Origin of the sequence: Natronosalvus halobius (assembly GCF_024138145.1) — an archaeon.
Classification (GTDB): Archaea; Halobacteriota; Halobacteria; order Halobacteriales; family Natrialbaceae; genus Natronosalvus; species Natronosalvus halobius.
Map to the genome: position 1 here is coordinate 2,362,073 of NZ_CP099997.1, position 18,155 is coordinate 2,380,227.

Genomic DNA, 18,155 nt, shown 5'->3' on the forward strand with positions numbered 1-18,155 from the left:
CCAGAGGGACGGGACCAGAGGAACGGGGTCAGGGAGCGCATCAAGAGAATCCTGGACGACATCTCGCCACCGAAGCCGCGGCTGTCGCTCTCGAACCGAAAATCGCAAAAGTACCGTCGAAAGCGGCCTCAGTCGTCCTCGAGCGCGTCGGCGATACGGTTGAGCGCGCGGGTCTGATCGCGCAGTTCGTCGCGGACCTGTCGAACCTCGCGAACGAGTTCCTCGTTGCCGACCTCGTCGCCTCCGCGACCACCGGGGCCGCCTGGTCCCGGCCCACCGGGGCCGCCGCCCATCATGCCGCCCATCATCTGGGCGAGTGGGTTGCCGCCCATGCCGCCGGGTCCGCCGCCACCGCCACCGCCGAACGGACTCTCCGGTGGCCCCTCGCCCTCCTCGGCTTCCGCCTCACGTTTTTCGCGGATCTCTTCGACGCGCTCGCGGAAGGATTTTTCCTCGCCGTCGCTGTCGCCGTCTCCGCTGTTATCGACGTCGACGTCGACGTCGGTCTCCTCCCCCGCACCGGCGTCGTTATCGTGATCGTCTGCCATACCCGTCATTCTCGAGCACGGCGGAAAAGGATTGTTATCTCGGGAGTTTGGGCACCGGAACCCCGGTCGAGCACGGCCTCGACTGATGCACTCACCGCCGAGTAGCGAACGAGCCGAGCGACGACTGAAGCCGCCGCCCCTCGGTATCGGCGGCCTCGAGTTCGTACCCCACCAGATCCCGCATGTCGACGACGTACGTCGTCCCACCGCGCTCCAGGACGAGCAGTCGCCCCTTCGTCCCGACGACAGTCCCCGCAGCGATGGTCTCCTGGACGGGTCGATGATCGAGGTCCATACCGTATGCGAAGTCGAACCGGTCGATGACGTCGAACGCGTCGCGGTCGAGCAGCGCGTTCCAGGCGTCGTCGTCGACCACGCTGGCCAGCGTCTCGATCTTCGCGTCGGTTCGCACGCGGTCGACCAGCCCCTGCTCGCGGGCGATTTCGGCCTCGAGTTCGCGGGCGATGCGGCCGTTCGAGACGGTATGGACGTGGGCAGCGCGGTCAGCCCCCTGCTCGCGAAGCCGGGTCTCCAGGCGCCACGATCGGGTGACGCCGACCTTGAACGTCCCCGGCGCGAACGCCGCGAGGTAGACCGCGTGCTCCTCGTAGCAGTCCATCTCGTCTTTCAGGCAGGTACCGGTACACCGAGCGCAGACCCAGGTGCTCGTGTGGTACTCGCAGTAGGGCGCCTCCGGGCGGTCACAGGGGTGGTGGACGTCGCCCTCGAGGGACCCGGCGCAGTGGCGGGTTCCGAGGGCGTACTCCAGGACGGTGCCCGGTTCGAGAGTGAGCGGGGCGACGGTTCGGTCGTCCCTCGCGGTCGCTTCGGGGTCACTGAGCAGCAAGACGGCGTCACTCAGCGGCGTCGGATCGGTCGTTTCGGCGTCCGCACTCGAGGTGGCATCCGATATCTCGACGTCCGCCCCGTCCGCCGACACCGGGCGGCGAGGTCTGTACCCGACGACTTGCACGGTCGTCCTTCGGACCCGCGATAGAAAGCCGTGACGCTCGCCCCCGTCAGGGCCACTCGCACGCGGCGCCGACGGTCAACGCCTGCTCGTCGATGTACGCCGCGAGACACGCGTAGTTGCAGAACTGGCCCGCCCGTTCGCGGCCGTCGTCCGTCGCCTCGCTCACGAAGACGGGGTCGTGACACTCCACGTCGCTGCCGCAGTAGGTGCAGTCGGTGGCCATACCCGTCTATCGGCCAGCGAAGAGGAAGGTGTTACCCCGCCGTGTTCGTCAGAAGCCAACAGCCGTGCCACAACAGCCAGGCCGGAACGGACGACTATATTTCGTCGATAGCACAAGGAATATAGACCCAGGGGCGGAATCACTGGTCATGACACTCGAGGGCACGCTCGACGTGACCGTGACGGACGGCGTTCCGACGTTCGAACTGACGGTCGAAAACACCGGTTCGGACGACGTCACGCTCCAGTTTCGAAACGGCTGCAAGGCCGACTTCGCGGTCGAAGACGACGGCGCGGAGCGCTGGCGACTCACGAACACCCGTATGTTCACGCAGGTGCTCTCCCAGGCCGACCTCGACGCCGGCGAGGCCACCACGTTCGAGGCGACCGGCGACCAGCTCGAACCCGGACAGTACACGGCCGTCGGCGAGTTGAACGCGGCGAATCACGACTGTACGGCTCGAGCCGAGTTCACGGTCTGAGCCGGTTCTGACCGCAAGCGGACGGATTTTGCTGGCGGGCACGTCGACGATTTGCCGCCAACGAGTCGTACGTACCGCCATCGTCACCGTCCGAGAAGTTCTTAATGATTATTGAATATAGTTATGCTCGCTGCGAGCGTACTCCTCTCGATGGAGATGATATCGATACTACCACTCGAGCGAAAAGTACAGGCAGTGTTCCGTTACGGCGAGGTGGAGCGATGAGCTTCGCGTCGTCTACGGTGCACGCCGGCACCCGACTAGTGGGGTCGATCGGCCACGGCACACGACGGCTGCGCAAGCCCGCGTTCTACCTCGTTACGGCGGCCTTTCTCGCGTTTCTCCTGTTCGCGCTCCGCGATTCGATGCTCATGGTCGGCCGGGCGTGGACGGCAGGGTACGCGTTTCCGGGCCACCGCGTCCACCACGTGATGATCGGCGCCACGTTGACGGTGTTCGCCGCGACTATTGCAGTGCAACTGTTCCGGCCGGCCGAGCGCGTCGGGGCGCTCCAGGCAGCGCTCGCGTTCGTGATCGCGGCGTTCCTCATCACCGTCGCCGCATCCGGGCTAGCGGCCGCCGCCGAGATCGTGGCTTTCGTCGTACCGGTGTTCGTCATCGCCCTGTTGCACCCGGCCCGTCGCGACCTGATCCCGTCGCTCGAGCGACGGGGCCTCGACGCACGGCTGTTCGCCCTCGCGGCCGTCGGCGCCCTCGGCTTCGCTGCCGTCGCCGTCGGCGAGTTCGCGAATCACACGACGTTGACCAACGAACACGTCGTCTTCGGCCACTACGAGTTCCTGTCGTTCGCGGCGGCGTCGATCGGCCTGTTCGCGTTGCTGGGAGCCCTCCGGCCCGCCGGCTGGCGTGCACTCGTCTACGGGAGCGCCACCCTTGCCGTGTTCTTCGCCGTCGGTTCGTTGGCGTTCCCGGGCGCCGAGCAGGGCTCGAGTCTCGGGACCGCAGGGTCACTCGCCGTGATCGCCTGGGCCGCCGCGTTCGTCGCGCTCGCGGAGTACGGGGCTCGCACTGCCTCCGCTGACCCGGACATCGAACTCGACTCGAGTGCGACTCCCGGAACCGAGCCGCCACAGGCTTAAGCCCGTTCCGCCCCCAGCCCAGACAGTGAGCGAGTTTGCGTTCGAACTCGAGCTGTGTGCGGCCCTGGAGGCGCGTCGAGAGGGAATTCTCGCCCGCCAGCTCGGCGGGAGCGTTGCCAGCCCCGGTTCCCGCATCCTGGACGTCGTCTCCGTCGAGCCGGGCCCCGAGTTCGACCGGCGCACGGCCATCACCGCCGATTCGATCCCCGACGCAGCCCTCGAGGCCGACGTGGGCACGGGCCGGGCGCGCTACTGGAAGGACTGCTTCGACTGCCACCCCGAACGGGCCCGCCGGGCGGTCGAGCGCGCCGTCGAGATTGGGTTTTTCGAGTCCGAGCGTCGCAACGGGCGGGAGTACGTCCGGCAGGTGGCTCGCTATCCCGACTGGTACGGGAAGTTGGTGGGAATCGAGAACAAGCCGGATCTGGGTCGACCAGGCGACCTCGAAGCCCAGTTGCGCCTCGACGCGAGCCTCGCGCTGGTCGACGAGGCGGTGCTGGCGACGGAGAGTTACGTGACGCGAGCGCACCTCAACCGAATCCCCGAGGAGGTGGGCGTCTGGCGGATACACCGCGATGAGACGGCAGCGCCGACGGGCCCGGTAGACAATACTATAGAAATTGAAATAATACGCGACCCCGCTCCATTACCGACCGCAGCGGCCGGTATCGAACCCCTCGAGTACCATCCTGGACGGACCGACGTCGCGGTGGTTTCGCCGGAACGGAAGGCTCGAGCCAGGCGCCGACTTGCCGAGCGAGCGTACGGGAAGGGGTGGCGAACCTACGAGTTTCCCGCGTGTGCGGCCTGCGGGCCGCTCGAGCGGGACGACGCGACCCTGCCGCACTGCCGGTGGGCCGGCCGCGTCGTGGACGCGAGTTCGGAGTGCGGGACGGCGTGTCCGGGCTACGAGCCGGTCCAGGAGACAGAAATTCGGGTAGACCTCGAGGCCGAGCGCGACGAACGGACGCCGTGGGTGGCCGATCCGGCCGGAAAGCGGCGCCGACAGTCGGGACTGGATCGGTTCTCCTGATCACTGAGCGGGCGATAACTGAGCGGACACGAACGCTCGAGGAGAGGGAGGTAAAGAGGTCTACAGCGAGTATCGCTCCCCGTCCACCGCCAACGGCTCCTCGAAGGCCTCCTCCGCCGGGTAGAAGTGTGCGAGGTGCACCAGCCGCGTGCGCTCGGCCGCGAGTTCGTCGGCCAGCGCGAGCGCTCCCTCGCGCGTCATGTGCTTCGTGCCGAACGTCCGCGGAATCCCGTCGGGCCCTTCGTGGCGGCCACCGATTGGGTGTTTCTCGGCGAGGTGCGCCGGAACGATGGCCTCCGCGAGCAGGAGGTTGGGGTCGGCGAGAACGGCCCGCGAGTCGTCCGGAATCGCGTAGCTGGTGTCGCCTGTGATCGACAGCTTCGCGCCTGTCTCCGGGTCCTCGACCGCCAGCCCGTAACAGACCAGCGGCGGGTGGACGACCGGAACCAGCGTGACCTCGAGTCCGCAGGTCGAAAAGGGCTCGAGCGGCGTCCGCGGGTGGACCGTCACCGCGTCGAGGTAGTGGTAGTCCGCGTCCACGGTCTCGGCGACGGTCTTCCCGGTCTCGGGGTCGGTCTCGTCAGCCGCGTAGACGTCCAGGTGACGGAGCAAGCGGAAGACGTTGCCCAGACCGTCGAGGTGATCGAAGTGAATGTGCGTGATGATCGCCGCGTCGGGAAGGGAGACCTCGTCACGGAGGAACTGATAGCGAAAGTCGGGGCTGGCGTCGATCAGGAGGCACTCGCCCGTTCGCTCGTTTTCGATGTGGACCGAGAATCGGGTGCGCTCGACGTCACGTTCTTCGGCCAGCCGGCAGGTCTCGCAGTCACAGCCGACGGTGGGCGTCCCGGTGGTGTCTCCGGTACCGAGCAACGTGACCTCCACGGTCAGGGCCACCTCCGGAGCCGGTCGCTCGAGGAAGGGGACGTCATTGGCAGGAGATACGACCGTGGGGGATAAGGGTGTTACCCGCTCGCGTTCAGGAATTCGCCGTTCAGCCTCCGGCCCAAAGATAACGAGCGCATCCGACGCGAAGGTCTCGCGCAATCTCGAGGCAGCTTAGAGGGACGTGTCGAGACCAATCACGGTGACCGACGCCGCGGTCCCGTCCGCGCTCGCCCAGAGGTCGCCACTCGCGCTGTACTCGAGTGGCCCGAACTCGTGCTCGCCCGTCTCTGTGGGAACCTCCGCGTAGTAACGCACCGAGTCGCCTGCCTCGAGCGGGTCGTCGAACTCGACGTAGGTCGACCCCTCGACCTCGGTGACCGAGTGGTCGTCGCCGCCTACCACCGTCCAGCCATCGGGGAGGCGGTCGCGAACCAGGGTCGCCTCCGTCGTCGAGTCGACGGTGAGGTCGATCCTGGCCGTCTGGCCGGCGGTGTAGGCCGACGAATCTTGCTCACGCGAGAGGGTCGCGGTGGGGAACGTCGGCGCGTCGAGGCCCTCGGCGATGCCGTCGAACCGAAGACACGACTCCGAGAGGACGACCTGGTTCGTCGACTCGTTGTCGGGGTCGTGTCTGACCCAGTCGGCGTTGTCCGAGGCGACGGCGACGCCGAGTCGCGACCCGGCCTCGAGCGTCCAGTCGATGTCCCAGCACGCGACCGGGACGCGGTAGGCGCCGTCCGTCGGCGTCGGGGACTCGTCGTCGATTCCGTCGCGGAACCGCGAGTTCCAGAAGCCTCGGGCGAAGATCCGGGTGCTGTCGTCGGGTCGGCGCTCGTAGACGACAGTCGTGAACCAGGTGTCGTCGCTCGAGGCGACCAGGAGGTCCGCCGTGACGTGCCCGGCGACTCGCACCGACTCCTCGAGGCGCGGGCTCTCGAACATGAGGTGGTCGGGTCCAGAGGATCGCTCGGCGAACATCCCGTCTTCGTCCACGGGCGGCGAGGCGTCCTCGAAACTCGAGACGCCGGTCCCCAGCAACTCGAGTTCGCCCGCTGCGGGGTCGTCGCGGACGAGCGGGAACGCCGTCTTCTCGGCGGCAGCCGGCGGCCAGACGTCGAACTGCGTCCGCGGTGAGGACGCCGACTGGACGTCGACCGGCGGGAGGTCCATCACGTCGGTCTCGACGCCGTCGACCAGCCAGTGGTCGAACCAGGCGTGATACAGCGCCGGACTATCGGGGTACTGCCCGGCGGCGTGACCCCAGTCGCCGACGACGAGCCGTTTCGGGTGGTCGTCGGGGAGCGCCTCGTAGAACCGGGTCGATCCCCAGCGCTTGACGTTGCGGTCCTCCCAGCCGGCTTCCATCATCACGGGACACTCGACGTCCGCGGCGCGTCGGCGGTAGTCGCGCTCGATCCAGAACTCGTCGTAATTGGGATCGTACTCGTAGGATCGGATCTCGTGCTCGAGCCGGTTGCTGGGCTCGACGCGAGTCGTGAGCGAGTCGAGCAGTTCCTCGGGATACTCGACCGCTGCCGGCGGGATGAGCCCGAAGCCGAAGTCGAACAGCGTCGGCGTCCCGTAGGTGTCCCACGGACAGGCGCCGTGGAACCGGTAGTCGTACCAGCGGTCGATGGCGACCTGCGGGACGATTGCTTGCAGGTGTTCGGGAGCCTCGATAGCGGCCGCCAGCTGGGTCGTCCCGTCGTAAGAGCCCCCGATCATTCCAATGTTCCCGTTGGTCCAGTCCGCCTCGCCGAGCGCATCGATCAGTTCCCGCCCGCTGAGGCGCTCGCGGATGCCGCCGTAGTCGTAGTAGCCCCCGGAGTTGCGCGTCCCGATGAGGTCGAACTGGGCGCGAGCGTAGCCACGCGGCACGAAGAAGTCGGCAATGGCGTCTCTCGCGGGACTCTCGCCACCGTTGAGCGCCTGATACAGGTCGTTGTACGGCGAGTAGGTGAGGATCACCGGAACGTCGGAAACGGGCTCACCGCTTGCGTCGACGGGACGGATAACCTCGCCGTACAGCGATGGCGACTCCGTCACCCCTTCGCCGTCGCGATTTTCGAAGGTGAACTCGACCTCGATGGAGTGGGACTCGGGGTCGCCGAGGTCGTAGCGTGGTTCGGTCTCCCCGCTGGTGGTTTCGATCCCGTCCGTCGCCGCGACGGACGCGGACCCGAGCAGACCGAGCACGCTCGCCCCGGCGAGGACGCCGGACGCTTTCAGAACCGATCGCCGATCGACTGGCTGCCGTGACATACGCTCGAGCACAACAGTCGCCCTAAAGAGGGTGTTGACAATCCCGTCAAAACGTTCGTGAGGTTTGGATCGCAAAATCGACCGGCCTGCTAACGCCAGAAATGGCTACACCAACCGCGACGACGACTGAAGCGGGCGAGAGTCGATCAGGAAGGGGAGATCTCCGTTATTTGTAACTAATGACCGTCTTGCATCGTTTGCACGAACGGCAGTGGGTGACAGAAAGTCACTAGCTAGCTACCTACCCCTCGGGATCGTATCACCGGAGACGCTATGACCCACATGACCATCACCACCCGCGAGGGGGTGACGACCACATTCCCCGAGGAGACGATCGAGACGTTTCACCGGCGTTTACGCGGCCCGTTGCTCTCCCCGGCGGATCCGGAGTTCGAGGAAGCGACGAGTCTCTGGAACGGCATGATCGAGAAGACGCCGGCGATCGTCGTCCAACCGACTGGGACGGCTGACGTCGTGACCGCGGTCGAGTTCGCCCGCGAGCACGACCTCTCGCTCTCGGTGAAGGGAGGTGGGCACAACATCGCTGGCACGGCACTGGTCGACGGCGGCCTGACAATCGACATGTCCCGTCTCCGGGGGGTCATCGTCGACCCCGAAGCGCGGACTGCAACGGCCCAGGCTGGTTGTCTCATCGGCGACGTAGACCACGAAACACAGCTTCACGGGCTCGCGACGCCGTTGGGCTTCGTCTCCGAAACTGGACTGGCCGGTCTAACCCTCGGCGGCGGCTTCGGGTACCTGACCCGCCGATTCGGATGGACAGTGGACAATCTGCTCGAAGTCGAAATCGTCACCGCCGACGGCCGGGTCCGACGCGCCAGCCGCGAGGTGAACGCGGATCTCTTCTGGGCCATCCGCGGTGCCGGCCACAACTTTGGTATCGTCACCTCGTTTACGTTCCAGCTGCACGAGGTGGGGCCGACCGTCTACGGCGGACTCATCGCCTGGCCCTTCGAACGAGCTGGCGAGATACTCAAGGCGTACCGGGAGATTACGGCCGAAGCGCCCAGAGTCCTGACGGCGTTCCTGATCATCCGTCGGGCTCCGCCAGCACCGTTCGTTCCCGAGGACTGGCACGGCAAGCGTATCTGCGCCATGACCGTCTGCTACAGCGGTGACGTAGACGAGGTGGACGAGGCCCTCGCCCCGATCCGAGCGCTAGAAAATCCCGTCGTCGATCTCCTTCAAGAGCAGCCATACACGCAACTGCAGTCGTATCTGGACGCGACCCAGCCGAAAGGCAACGAGTACTACTGGAAGACCGAGTTTGCCGCCGAGTTGAGCGACGAGTTTCTCTCGACGATGCGAGAGCTAGCCGACGAGTGCCCCATCCCGGGAGCGCAGTTGGTCTTCGCTCACGTCGCCGGGGCGCTCAACGAGCGCGACGACGACGACGGGGCCGTCGGCAACCGTGACATTCGCTTCGTGTACGGTGCCGCCGGCATGTGGGAGCCGGACGAGCCCCTGTCGGCGGAGTACCAGCGATGGATCCGCGACGCGTGGGAGCGGTTCCAGCCGTTCTCGACCGGCGGGAACTACGTCAACTTCCAGACCGCAGACGACGACGAGGAACGAGTTCGGGCGACGTACGACGAGAACTTCGATCGCCTCGTCGAGGCCAAAACGACGTACGACCCGGACAACGTATTCCGATCGAATCGGAATATCCGTCCAACCGGTACCCGGGCCCGTTGATCGAAAGACCGACGGGTAGATGAGATGGTCGACTCCCAGTCGGTGGGTCGTTCGAACCGTTCAGTGGTTGTGGTCGTGACCGTGATCGTGATCGTGCGAGTGCCCCCCGTCGCTCGCCGCCCCTAGATCTCCGCCGGCGACCAGCGCCTCGTGATCGCCGTCGATCATATCCATGTTCTTCAGGTTGTCTCGCTCCTCGAAGTCCTGGACGGCCTCGAGGAGGTCCTTCTGTGTAAGCGTCGTCCGGTTCTCGGTCAGGGCCTCGAGGACAGCCTCCCGCATGACCATCCGGAGATCACTCCCGGTCATCCCCTCGGTCGCGTCGGCGACGGCGTCGGGGTCGAACTCGTCGATGTCCATCGCGCGGGTGATGACCCGCAGGATGTCCGAGCGCATCCCCGTGTCGGGTTTGGGGAAGTTGACGATTTCGTCGAAGCGCCGCCACGCCGCGGCGTCGAGCTGGTCGGGGTGGTTCGTCGCCCCGATCAGGAGGACGTCGTCCTGGATGAGCGAAACGTTGTCGATACTCTTGAGCAGGGTGTTGACCGCCCGCTTGAGCGCAGCGTGTTCGTCGCTGCGGCGGGTCTTGGCGACGAAATCGAACTCGTCGATGAACAGGATACAGGGTGAGAGTCGCTTTGCCACCTCGAACGTCTTGTCGACGTTCTTGGCCGTCTCGCCGAGGTACTGGCTGGTGATCATCGAGAGTTTGACCTCGACGAACGGCAGGTCCATGTCGTGAGCCAGCGCGCGGGCCGTCGACGTCTTCCCGGTGCCCGGCGGGCCGACGAACAGCAGTTTACCGATCTCGCGCAGGCCGATCTGGGCGAGGTAGTCGCGGTGTTCGATCGCCTTGGCGATCTTCTCGATTTCGGACTCCTGGTCCGACGTCAACACCAGGTCGTCGAGAGTGACGTCGACCTCCTCGGGGGCGCGCACTTCCACGAGGTCGAGCATCTCCTCGTCCTCTTCGTCCTCGAAGTACTCCTGGAGGAGGCCGTCGATCCACACCCGGTCGGCCTGGATCGGTCGGTTCTGCTCGCGGGCAGCTTCGTAGTCCACGTCGCCATCGAGCCCCTCGCGCCCCTCGAAGTGCTTCGCGAGCGTCGGGTTCGCCTGGATGCGGTCGGCGTCGGTTCGCTCGAGGTACCACCGTTCCGCGAGGTCGTCTTCGGTGAGCGAGATCGACCCCGAGAAGTCGTCGCGCTCGGTGAACATGAGGTCGCTGACGGCGTTCCACGGGCGGTCGACGCCGGTGGCCTCCCGGATGGTCGTGTTGGTCGCCGACAGCGGGCGAGAGATGCCGCCGCGATGGCGTCGTCCGCGGCCGGAACCCGCGCCAGTGCTCGCGGCGTCGCCTGTATCGGACGCGTCGTCGGTGTCGTCGTCGGTCCCACCAGCGGCGCCCGTCCAGAAGACCCGGCGGATCGCCGGCGGGAGGTCGTTTTCGTCGAGAGAACGGTCGTTCGAGTAGATGCTCGCCGTGAGCAGGAACTCGACGACCTCGAGCGCCGGAGTACTCATTCGCGGAACCTAGTCACCACACGCCCTTAATCCCGTCGTCACGGCCTCGACCCGACGGCTGTCATCGAGGACCAAACGGCTCGTTCCCGTCGTCGACGGTCAGAGAGTCCGCGAGTGCCGTCGTTCGAGGGACGTGACGACGTCAAAATGCCCTTCATAGCTCTACCTTGTGACCAGAAGTACTTAAAGGAGAAAGGAGTGTTACCGAGGCACACGGGCAGGTCCAGCGCAATGGCTCGCGAGGTGGAACGACGCCAGAATGCCCTTCATAGCTCTACCTTGTGACCAGAAGTACTTAAAGGAACGACCGGAGACGTCGCTCACCCGAAAGCGAGGGGTCGTGATTATCTCGAGTCCCCGCCCACGAGTCCGCAATCGACGTCCGCAACCGATCAGCGAGCCCCTTCCGAAAGGCCTAATCGCGTTCTGGCCCGAGTGCGACCAATGAGTCACCAGTTGCCCGACGTCCAGGCGAGCGCGCCCGACGTCACCGTCGGACTGAGCCAGGTCGGCGTCACCGGCGTCGAGAAACTCGTCAAGATCGCCCGCGAGGACAAACGCCCGCTCGTGTTCACGGCGGAGTTCGAGGTCTTCGTCGATCTCCCCGCCTGGCGCAAGGGCGCGGACATGAGTCGCAACATGGAGGTCATCGACGAGACCCTCGAGGAGGCCACCCGCGAGGAGGCCTACCGCGTCGAGGACGTCTGCGGCGACGCTGCCGAGCGCCTGCTCGAGAAACACGACTACACCTCTCGTGCGGAGGTCTCGATGGAAGCCGAGTTCATGCGCCGCGAACAGACGCCGGCGAGCGACCGCGAGACCCAGCACACCGTCGACGTCATCGCCTCCGCGACGGCCACCGAGGAGGGAACCCGCGAGGAGGTCGGCGCCCGCGTCGTCGGCATGACCGTCTGCCCGTGCTCCCAGGGCATGTCCGTCGCGCGGGCGAAGCAGAAACTCGAGGACCTCGATGTGCCCGAGGCAAAGATCACGGAGTTCTTAGACGAGGTGCCCCAGCCTGGCCACTCCCAGCGCGGGCACGCGACGCTCACGATCGAATCCGAGGGTGCCCCGGACGTGGACCTGAACGACGTCATCGACGTCGCCCGAGATTCGATGAGCGCGCACATCTACAATCTCGCGAAGCGCCCCGACGAGGACCACATGACCTACGAGGCCCACAGCGACGCGAAGTTCGTCGAGGACTGCGTCCGCGCGATGGCCGAGGGCGTCCTCGAGCAGTTCGGCCACCTGCCGGACGGCGCGGTCGTCCGCATGTCCCAGTCGAACGACGAGTCGATCCACCAGCACAACGCACACGCCGAGCGCGTCGTCGACTTCGCGACCCTGCGAGCGGAAGCGAACGGCGACGGTCAGTAGCGAGGTGACAGCGGACCGAACGATTTACGCGGGCGGCCCGCACACGGGGACCTATGTGCCGCCCCCTGATTCGTAACCCACTCCGGAGGTCACTCTCGCTCGAGGCGAGGTCTCGGTCGCTCGATCCCGGGCCTCATCCCCTCGGCGCAGCCCAGTCGGTCGGTCCGGAACCCCACCCGAACGAGGTGGGTCCCTGTGCGCTCGAGGTGACGATCTGATGGGATTCGTTCCCGTTACAATCGCCACGACGGAGTACCGGCGAACGGTTCGAACGGTCGTCGGCGATCGAACGAAGCTCCTCCTGAGCGTCGGAATCATCCTGGTCGCCCTCGGCCCGATGATGGCCGTCGGCCTCCTCCTGTTGCCGGTCGCAGGCGAAATGCTGGCCGCGGGGCCGGTCGAACCGATCGCCGGGTTCACCATTGCGGACATCGTCACCGGCGGCGTCGCGCTGGCGTGGGTCGGACTGGTCGCGTTCGCGACGATCCGCGTCGTTTCGACGGTGGCCAACCTGGACGAGCCCGCACTCGTCCTGACGGCGACCCCGATTCGAACGCTCGTCGTCGGCCTCGTCGGTTCGGAGCTACTCGCCTTCGGAACCTGGTTACTCCCGATTTCGCTGCTACTGTCGGGCGCGTTCGCCTACGGAACGGGCACGATCTGGCCCATCCTCGTCGCCCCGGCGACGGTCGCCGTGCTGTTCCTGTCCGCGTTCCCGGTCGGGTTCGCCCTCGGCGTCGGAATCCGCCACCTCATCACCGTCTACGAACCGATCGCGCGCTACCGCACCGCAATTTTCGTCCTCGTCGGGGCGGCCTACTTCGGGTCGATCGCCCTCGGCTGGTTCGACCAGGTCACCGGCGTCCTGTTCGACCTCCTGGACGGGACACCCCTCGGCTGGCCTGGCCACCTCCTGCTGGCGGGACTCCCGAATGTCACGTTCTCGATGCCACACGCCGTCGCCGGCGTCGTCGGTTCGGGAGCGCTCGCCGTGCTCGCCATCGTCGTCGGCACCCGTCTCGCTGCCGTCCACTGGCGATCCGATCCGTTCCGCGAGGACGAAGACGAACCCGTCGCGGAGCACGCCGGCGAGAGCCGGCTCGCAACCTTGCTCGAGCCAGGACTGAGCCAGCCGGTTCGAACCGTCGCCGTGACGGCGCTTCGCCGGACGAAGCGCGCGCCCATTCGCCTATTGTACGTCGCCTACCCGCTGTTCATGGCAGCCTTCTTCGTCCAGGAGATCGCTCGAGCGGGAACGATTCCGTCCTCCGTCGCCGTGCTCACCTGCCTGTACGTCGTCTGGGGCGCCGGCGCGTTCGTCTCGCTCAACCCGCTGGGCGACCTCGGACCGGCGCTCCCGGCCGTTCTCACCTCGACGGTTTCGGGTCGACAGGTGGTCGCTGGCCGGCTCGTCGCGAGCGCCCTCGTCGCCGTCCCCGTCGCCGTCGTCGTCAGTCTCGGCGTCGGCCTCGTGAGTCCGCTATCGCTCGAGCGGGTCGCCCTGCTGGTTCCTGCGACGGTGGTCGGCGCTCTCGCCGCGCCCGCACTGGCCGTCGGCATCGGCTCGCTGTTCCCCCGATTCGGCAGTGTCACCATCTCCTCGAACCGGGAGGCGGTCATGCCGAGTAAGTCCGCGTTCGTCGCCTACACGCTCGCACTCGCAATTCCCATTGGGGCGTTCGGCATCATCTACACCGACGCCGCTGACGCGGTCGCGGCAGTCGCGACGGCACTGGTCGCGGTGGCGCCGGTCGTCGAACTCACCGTCCCGAGTGCCGCCGTCCTCGCGCTCGCCTGGATCGCGCTTCTCGGGGGACTCGCCGGGCCGGCGCTGTCGGCGGGCTACGCGGTTCGCACGTTCGACGGGTACGTCCGTTGATCGCGATCAGGCCAGGCCCAGGATCGGATCTAGACTCAGACTCGTTTTTCAGTACCTCGAACCGCCGCCTCGCTGTCGTCGGTGATCTCGAGGAAGGCGTCCTCGAGACTGCCGCTCTCGCCGGTTTCGGCCCGTGACTTCAGCGTCTCGGGGTCGCCCTCGGCGACGAGGGTTCCCTCGTGGAGGACACCGATGGTATCGGCGAGTTCGTCGACCACCGAGAGGATGTGCGTCGAAAGGAAGATGGTCATCTCCTGATCGGCCAGGTCCGCGATGGTGTCTCGCATCGTCCGGGCCGCCCGCGGGTCGAGGCCGCTGGTCGGTTCGTCCAGGAAGGCGACGGCGGGTTCGTGGAGAACTGCCTGGATCACGCCCACTTTCTGGCGCATTCCCTTCGAGTAGGCGTCGATGCGTTTGTCGGCGTCCTCGAGCAGGTCGAAGCGCTCGAGCAGGGACTCGATGCGTTCGCTCGCCTCCGCTTTCGGGAGGTCCCTGAGGCCAGCGACGTACTCGAGTTGCTCGCGGCCGCTGAGTTCGTCGTAGATCGGCGGCTCTTCGGGCAGGTAGCCGATGTGTGGGGTGACGGCGTTCCGGTCGGTGACGTCGTGACCGGCGACGCGGGCCGTCCCGGATGTGGGGCGGGTGAGCGTCGTCAGCATCCGCATCGTCGTCGTCTTGCCGGCTCCGTTCGGACCGAGGAAGCCGTAGACGGTGCCACGGGCGATCTCGAGGTCGAGGTCGGAGACCGCGGTCTCGTCGCCGTAGCGTTTGGTCAGGCCTCGAGTCTCGATCGCGGCGGCGGGGCCGGTGCCGGGGGTCGACGAGTCGGCGGGCGACGTGGGGGACATACGCCGGGGTTCGCGCGTTCGATCCTAAAGTGTTGCTGATATTATCCGATTCGGGCGTGGCGCTGACGCTCCCCTCGTCCGACTCAGAACGAGAGCGGCGTCGCCTCCTCCCACCGAGGGAGGAACTTCTCGTGGACGTCGGCGGCGAACTCCGGATCCTTGAGGTCGATCATCCCGAACGCCTCACCCGATCCGAGCGGGTTCGGTACCTGGATCACCACCTCGACGCCGTCGATGACGTTGAACGACCCGCGGACGTCCTCGTTCGTCCGCACCGCGAAATCCTCGCGCTCCTGGAGGGCCTCCTGGTACCGGCGCCCGACGGTCGGCGAGAGGGCGTTGACCAGGCTCCGACTCATCAGGACGTTCACCGAGACACCTCTGTCGAGGGCTGCCTCGAGGTGAGCCAGTACTTCGTCGCCGACCGTTCGGATGTCCACTTGCGGGGAGGGGTCGGCGGCGACCATCACGATGTCCCGGTCGGCCGCGGCCAGGCGCTCGAGCAGGAGGTCGATCGTCTCGTCGGGACCGACGGCGGCCGTCCAGAACTGCTCCTCGACGGGTTCGGCCGCGTCGAGTTCGTTCGCGAGGTCGTCGACGATGGACTCGTACTGCTCGGCCTTCTCCTCGAGTTCGCGCTTCTTGTCGTCGAGTAGGCGGTCGAGAGCTGTCGACGGTTCGACGGCGACGTACTTCTTGGGTCGACTGGCCGTCTGGCTTCGCACGAGATTGTACTGTTCGATGCTGTTGAGGACGTCGTAGATCCGTCCCATCGGCACGTCGCTCGCGCGCGACAACTCCTTCGCCGTTGTGGGACCGGTGTTGAGCAGGGCCCGGTACGCCCGTGCTTCGTACTCCGAGAGGCCGAGGTCCCTGAGTGTGGCCATACTACGTCCTCGAGAGGCGACGTCCATAAACGCTTGGATAGTTTGATCGCCCGGTGAGTTCCCGCGAAGGATCGAGAACCTACGCCAGGAGATTCGAGACGCGATCGCTCAACTCCGCGGGCGTTGTCGCGGGGTCGGTTCGCCGCGAGTCGCGTTCGGCAACCGCCGCTCCGTCAGGCACGTCAGAGGCGTCCTGGACGCCTGGGACCACGACCTTCTCGTGATCCGCGATGCGACAGGCCGCCCGGTGGAGGTCCGACCCGGCCGGCGCTCCGATCCGAATCACGAGCGACCCCTCGAGCACGCGCGCCGCCACGCTCGCGTAGCGGGCGACCTGTACCGAAAAGCGGTCGCTCGCCCCGGCGAAAGCCTCGAGCGTTTCGCGAGCCACCCGTTCGTACCGGTCGTCGCCCGTGATCGCCCCGAGGTCGAGCAGCGCGTCCGCGAGTTCGACGTTCGCGTCGAGCGGCCGCAGGGGGCGCTCGAGCAATCCCGCGCCGGATCGAGGGCCGTCGACGAACGAGTCGTCGACCCGGAGCCGATCGATCGTTGCGTCCGCGACGGCGGCCGCGTCGTCTACGGTGTCGGCGCCGAGGATCGATCGAGCGCTCGTCAGCGCCTGCAAAACCCGGGCCTGATCGGCGAGCAGTCCGCGCTCGCTCTCGACGTTCCATCCACCGTTGACCCTGGCCGGTCGATAGTGGGTGACGATGCCGTCCTCGAGCATCGCGTCTCGAAGCGTCTCGAGGGCACGTTCGGCGTACCGCCCGGCGCGCTCGTCGTCGGTGTAGGCCCGGTAGGTACACAGGGCGTCGATCGCGAGCGCGTTCGCTCCAGCGAAGACGGTTTCGTCGACGGGGGGCTGGTCGACCGCCTCGCGGTCGCTCGCCTCCAGGACGTGGGATTCGGGATCGCCGGGGGCCTGGCTGCCGGCGAAGGCGCCGCCGTGGGGCCGACCGTCGCCGTCCTCACCGTCTCCAGGCACCCACAGCGTCGTCGTCAGGTACTCGAGCGCGCGCTCGGCCGGCTTTCGGTAGCTGTCCTCGCCCGTGTAGAGGTAGGCGTTGGCGAACGCCCGCAGGAGCGCCGCGTTCGAGTCCAGGAGCTTCTCGTGCTGGAGGCCCGACCAGTCCTGGCCCGTCGCGAAGCGGTAAAAGCCCCCTTCGTACTCGTCGAGCAGGTTCGCCGAGACGGCGTCGAACGACCGCAGCGCCATCTCCCGGTCGCGCTTGAGCGCGAACTCGAGGGCGTCGGGCAGCGGGAACTTCGGTTCCTCGCCCCAGCCGCCGGCGGCCTCGTCATACTGGTCGGTGAGCTGGCCCAGCATCTGGCGCTCGACGTCCGCCGTGAGCTGCCCTGCCGGCGGTTCGGTGTCCTGCAACGGTCGCGGAATCGAGCCCGCCTCCGCACCCTTCGTCTCCCACACCGATCGAACGCGCTCGAGCACCTGTCGCAGGCCATCGTGACCGAGGTAGCCGGCGCCCGTCAGGATCGAGCCGTCGGGGGCGAGAAAGACCGTCGAGGGAAAGCCGCCCATGTTGTACCGGTCGCGCACCCGCGGGTGGCGATCGACGTCGACGCGGACGGGGACGAACCCGTCGTTGACGTTGGCCGCGAGCGTCGGGACGGCGTAGGTCTCGGCGTCCATCTCGTGACAGTGGTCACACCAGGTCGCCGTGAGCGAGAGCAAGACTGGGACGTCCTGGTCGGCTGCCTCTTCGAAGGCGTCGGTCCCCCATTCGCGCCACTCGACCCGCGTGACGTCGTCCGTTTCCATACTCGAGGGTGGCCCGTCGTGCGTGTAAGGGCTTCGAAGCGCTGGAGTCATCGTATTTGAAGTTTACACGAAAGTGCGAACTCGACACCGAAACGCACAACCCCCGCCGGTGGCAACTCTCGAGTGCATTCTGTGCGAGGGTAGCCAAGCAGGCCAACGGCGGTGGGCTTACAACGCCGGGACCTTTTCCTGCGCGTCGCTCACTTCGTTCGCTTCGCTGGCAAAAGTTCCACCAAAAGCCGTCGTCACCCTCTTCGAGGGTTCCTCGGCCCGCTCGTACACTCCGTTTGCTCGCGGGGAGCGGCTAGTGAGACGAAACCGACACCGAAACGCACAACCCCCATCGGTGGCAATCCTCGAGTTGCCTTCTGTGCGAGGGTAGCCAAGCAGGCCAACGGCGGTGGGCTTAAGACCCGCTCTCGTAGGAGTCCTTGGGTTCAAATCCCAACCCTCGCATCGCTGTGCGAGTAAATCGCGAGCAATAGCGATCGACCAATTGGATTTGAAGTAGAGAAGTCGCAGCGCCGAGCAACGCGAAGCGACCGTCTTCGCGTAGTTCAAATCCCAACCCTCGCATTGCTGTTGCGAAAATCGTTAGTGACAACAATCGAACAGTTGGAGTTTGAACGAGACCCA

The 18,155-nt window shown here is 66.4% G+C and carries 15 protein-coding genes and 1 tRNA gene; 7 read left to right on the forward strand and 9 right to left on the reverse strand.

The genetic code is table 11. The annotated features are described in order from the left end of the window. Positions 1–128: 128 nt before the first annotated feature. The 3 genes from NGM15_RS11600 to NGM15_RS11610 form a co-directional block, all read right to left on the reverse strand. On the reverse strand, positions 129–548 hold the full coding sequence (locus NGM15_RS11600) for a hypothetical protein (protein WP_253431004.1): 420 nt from the start codon (positions 546–548) through the stop codon (positions 129–131). A gap of 91 nt (positions 549–639) precedes the next feature. Further along, positions 640–1,461 carry a DUF2797 domain-containing protein gene (locus tag NGM15_RS11605; RefSeq protein ID WP_425494480.1) on the reverse strand — a complete coding sequence of 274 codons (822 nt, stop codon included), beginning with the start codon at positions 1,459–1,461 and terminating at the stop codon, positions 640–642. Positions 1,462–1,567: 106 nt separating this feature from the next. Further along, a complete protein-coding gene (locus tag NGM15_RS11610) occupies positions 1,568–1,744 on the reverse strand; it encodes a hypothetical protein (protein WP_253431006.1) in 177 nt (58 codons plus the stop codon). 148 nt (positions 1,745–1,892) lie between these two features. Here NGM15_RS11610 and NGM15_RS11615 point away from each other — a divergent pair, with 148 nt between their 5' ends. The 3 genes from NGM15_RS11615 (at position 1,893) to NGM15_RS11625 (ending at position 4,358) form a co-directional block, all read left to right on the forward strand. Further along, positions 1,893–2,225, forward strand: coding sequence for a BsuPI-related putative proteinase inhibitor (locus NGM15_RS11615; RefSeq protein ID WP_253431009.1), 333 nt, complete (start codon positions 1,893–1,895; stop codon positions 2,223–2,225). A 221-nt stretch (positions 2,226–2,446) separates the two neighbouring features. Further along, a complete protein-coding gene (locus NGM15_RS11620) occupies positions 2,447–3,325 on the forward strand; it encodes a hypothetical protein (protein WP_253431012.1) in 879 nt (292 codons plus the stop codon). Between the two features lie 25 nt (positions 3,326–3,350). Next, on the forward strand, positions 3,351–4,358 hold the full coding sequence (locus tag NGM15_RS11625; RefSeq protein WP_253431015.1) for a DUF5787 family protein: 1,008 nt from the start codon (positions 3,351–3,353) through the stop codon (positions 4,356–4,358). Between the two features lie 60 nt (positions 4,359–4,418). On the opposite strand, the gene NGM15_RS11630 is transcribed toward NGM15_RS11625, so the two are convergent. Continuing rightward, complete coding sequence (locus tag NGM15_RS11630) at positions 4,419–5,243, reverse strand: MBL fold metallo-hydrolase (protein WP_253431018.1); 825 nt, start codon at positions 5,241–5,243, stop codon at positions 4,419–4,421. Positions 5,244–5,417: 174 nt separating this feature from the next. Beyond that, on the reverse strand, positions 5,418–7,508 hold the full coding sequence (locus NGM15_RS11635) for a CocE/NonD family hydrolase (RefSeq protein WP_253431020.1): 2,091 nt from the start codon (positions 7,506–7,508) through the stop codon (positions 5,418–5,420). 282 nt (positions 7,509–7,790) lie between these two features. On the opposite strand from NGM15_RS11635, the gene NGM15_RS11640 reads away from it, so the two are divergent. Further along, positions 7,791–9,224: an FAD-binding oxidoreductase gene (locus NGM15_RS11640; RefSeq protein ID WP_253431023.1), complete on the forward strand. Its 1,434-nt coding sequence runs from the start codon at positions 7,791–7,793 to the stop codon at positions 9,222–9,224. 60 nt (positions 9,225–9,284) lie between these two features. Here NGM15_RS11640 and NGM15_RS11645 read toward each other — a convergent pair whose 3' ends face one another. Then, positions 9,285–10,748 carry an ATP-binding protein gene (locus NGM15_RS11645; RefSeq protein ID WP_253431025.1) on the reverse strand — a complete coding sequence of 488 codons (1,464 nt, stop codon included), beginning with the start codon at positions 10,746–10,748 and terminating at the stop codon, positions 9,285–9,287. A gap of 444 nt (positions 10,749–11,192) precedes the next feature. On the opposite strand from NGM15_RS11645, the gene mptA reads away from it, so the two are divergent. Further along, positions 11,193–12,128, forward strand: coding sequence for a GTP cyclohydrolase MptA (gene mptA / locus NGM15_RS11650; RefSeq protein ID WP_253431027.1), 936 nt, complete (start codon positions 11,193–11,195; stop codon positions 12,126–12,128). Between the two features lie 217 nt (positions 12,129–12,345). Next, entirely contained in the window at positions 12,346–14,007 is a 1,662-nt protein-coding gene (locus tag NGM15_RS11655; RefSeq protein ID WP_253431030.1) for a hypothetical protein, read from the forward strand. Positions 14,008–14,042: 35 nt separating this feature from the next. On the opposite strand, the gene NGM15_RS11660 is transcribed toward NGM15_RS11655, so the two are convergent. The 3 genes from NGM15_RS11660 to NGM15_RS11670 form a co-directional block, all read right to left on the reverse strand. Next, the gene (locus NGM15_RS11660) at positions 14,043–14,855 is read right to left on the reverse strand and encodes an ABC transporter ATP-binding protein (RefSeq protein ID WP_253431033.1); all 813 of its coding nucleotides are present in this window, start codon (positions 14,853–14,855) and stop codon (positions 14,043–14,045) included. Between the two features lie 83 nt (positions 14,856–14,938). Next, positions 14,939–15,742, reverse strand: a complete 804-nt coding sequence (locus NGM15_RS11665) for a TrmB family transcriptional regulator (RefSeq protein ID WP_253431036.1) — start codon at positions 15,740–15,742, stop codon at positions 14,939–14,941. Between the two features lie 79 nt (positions 15,743–15,821). Beyond that, entirely contained in the window at positions 15,822–17,519 is a 1,698-nt protein-coding gene (locus NGM15_RS11670) for a DUF255 domain-containing protein (RefSeq protein ID WP_253431039.1), read from the reverse strand. Positions 17,520–17,891: 372 nt separating this feature from the next. On the opposite strand from NGM15_RS11670, the gene NGM15_RS11675 reads away from it, so the two are divergent. Next, a tRNA-Leu gene (locus NGM15_RS11675) sits at positions 17,892–17,975 on the forward strand. The last annotated feature ends 180 nt before the right edge of the window (positions 17,976–18,155 follow it).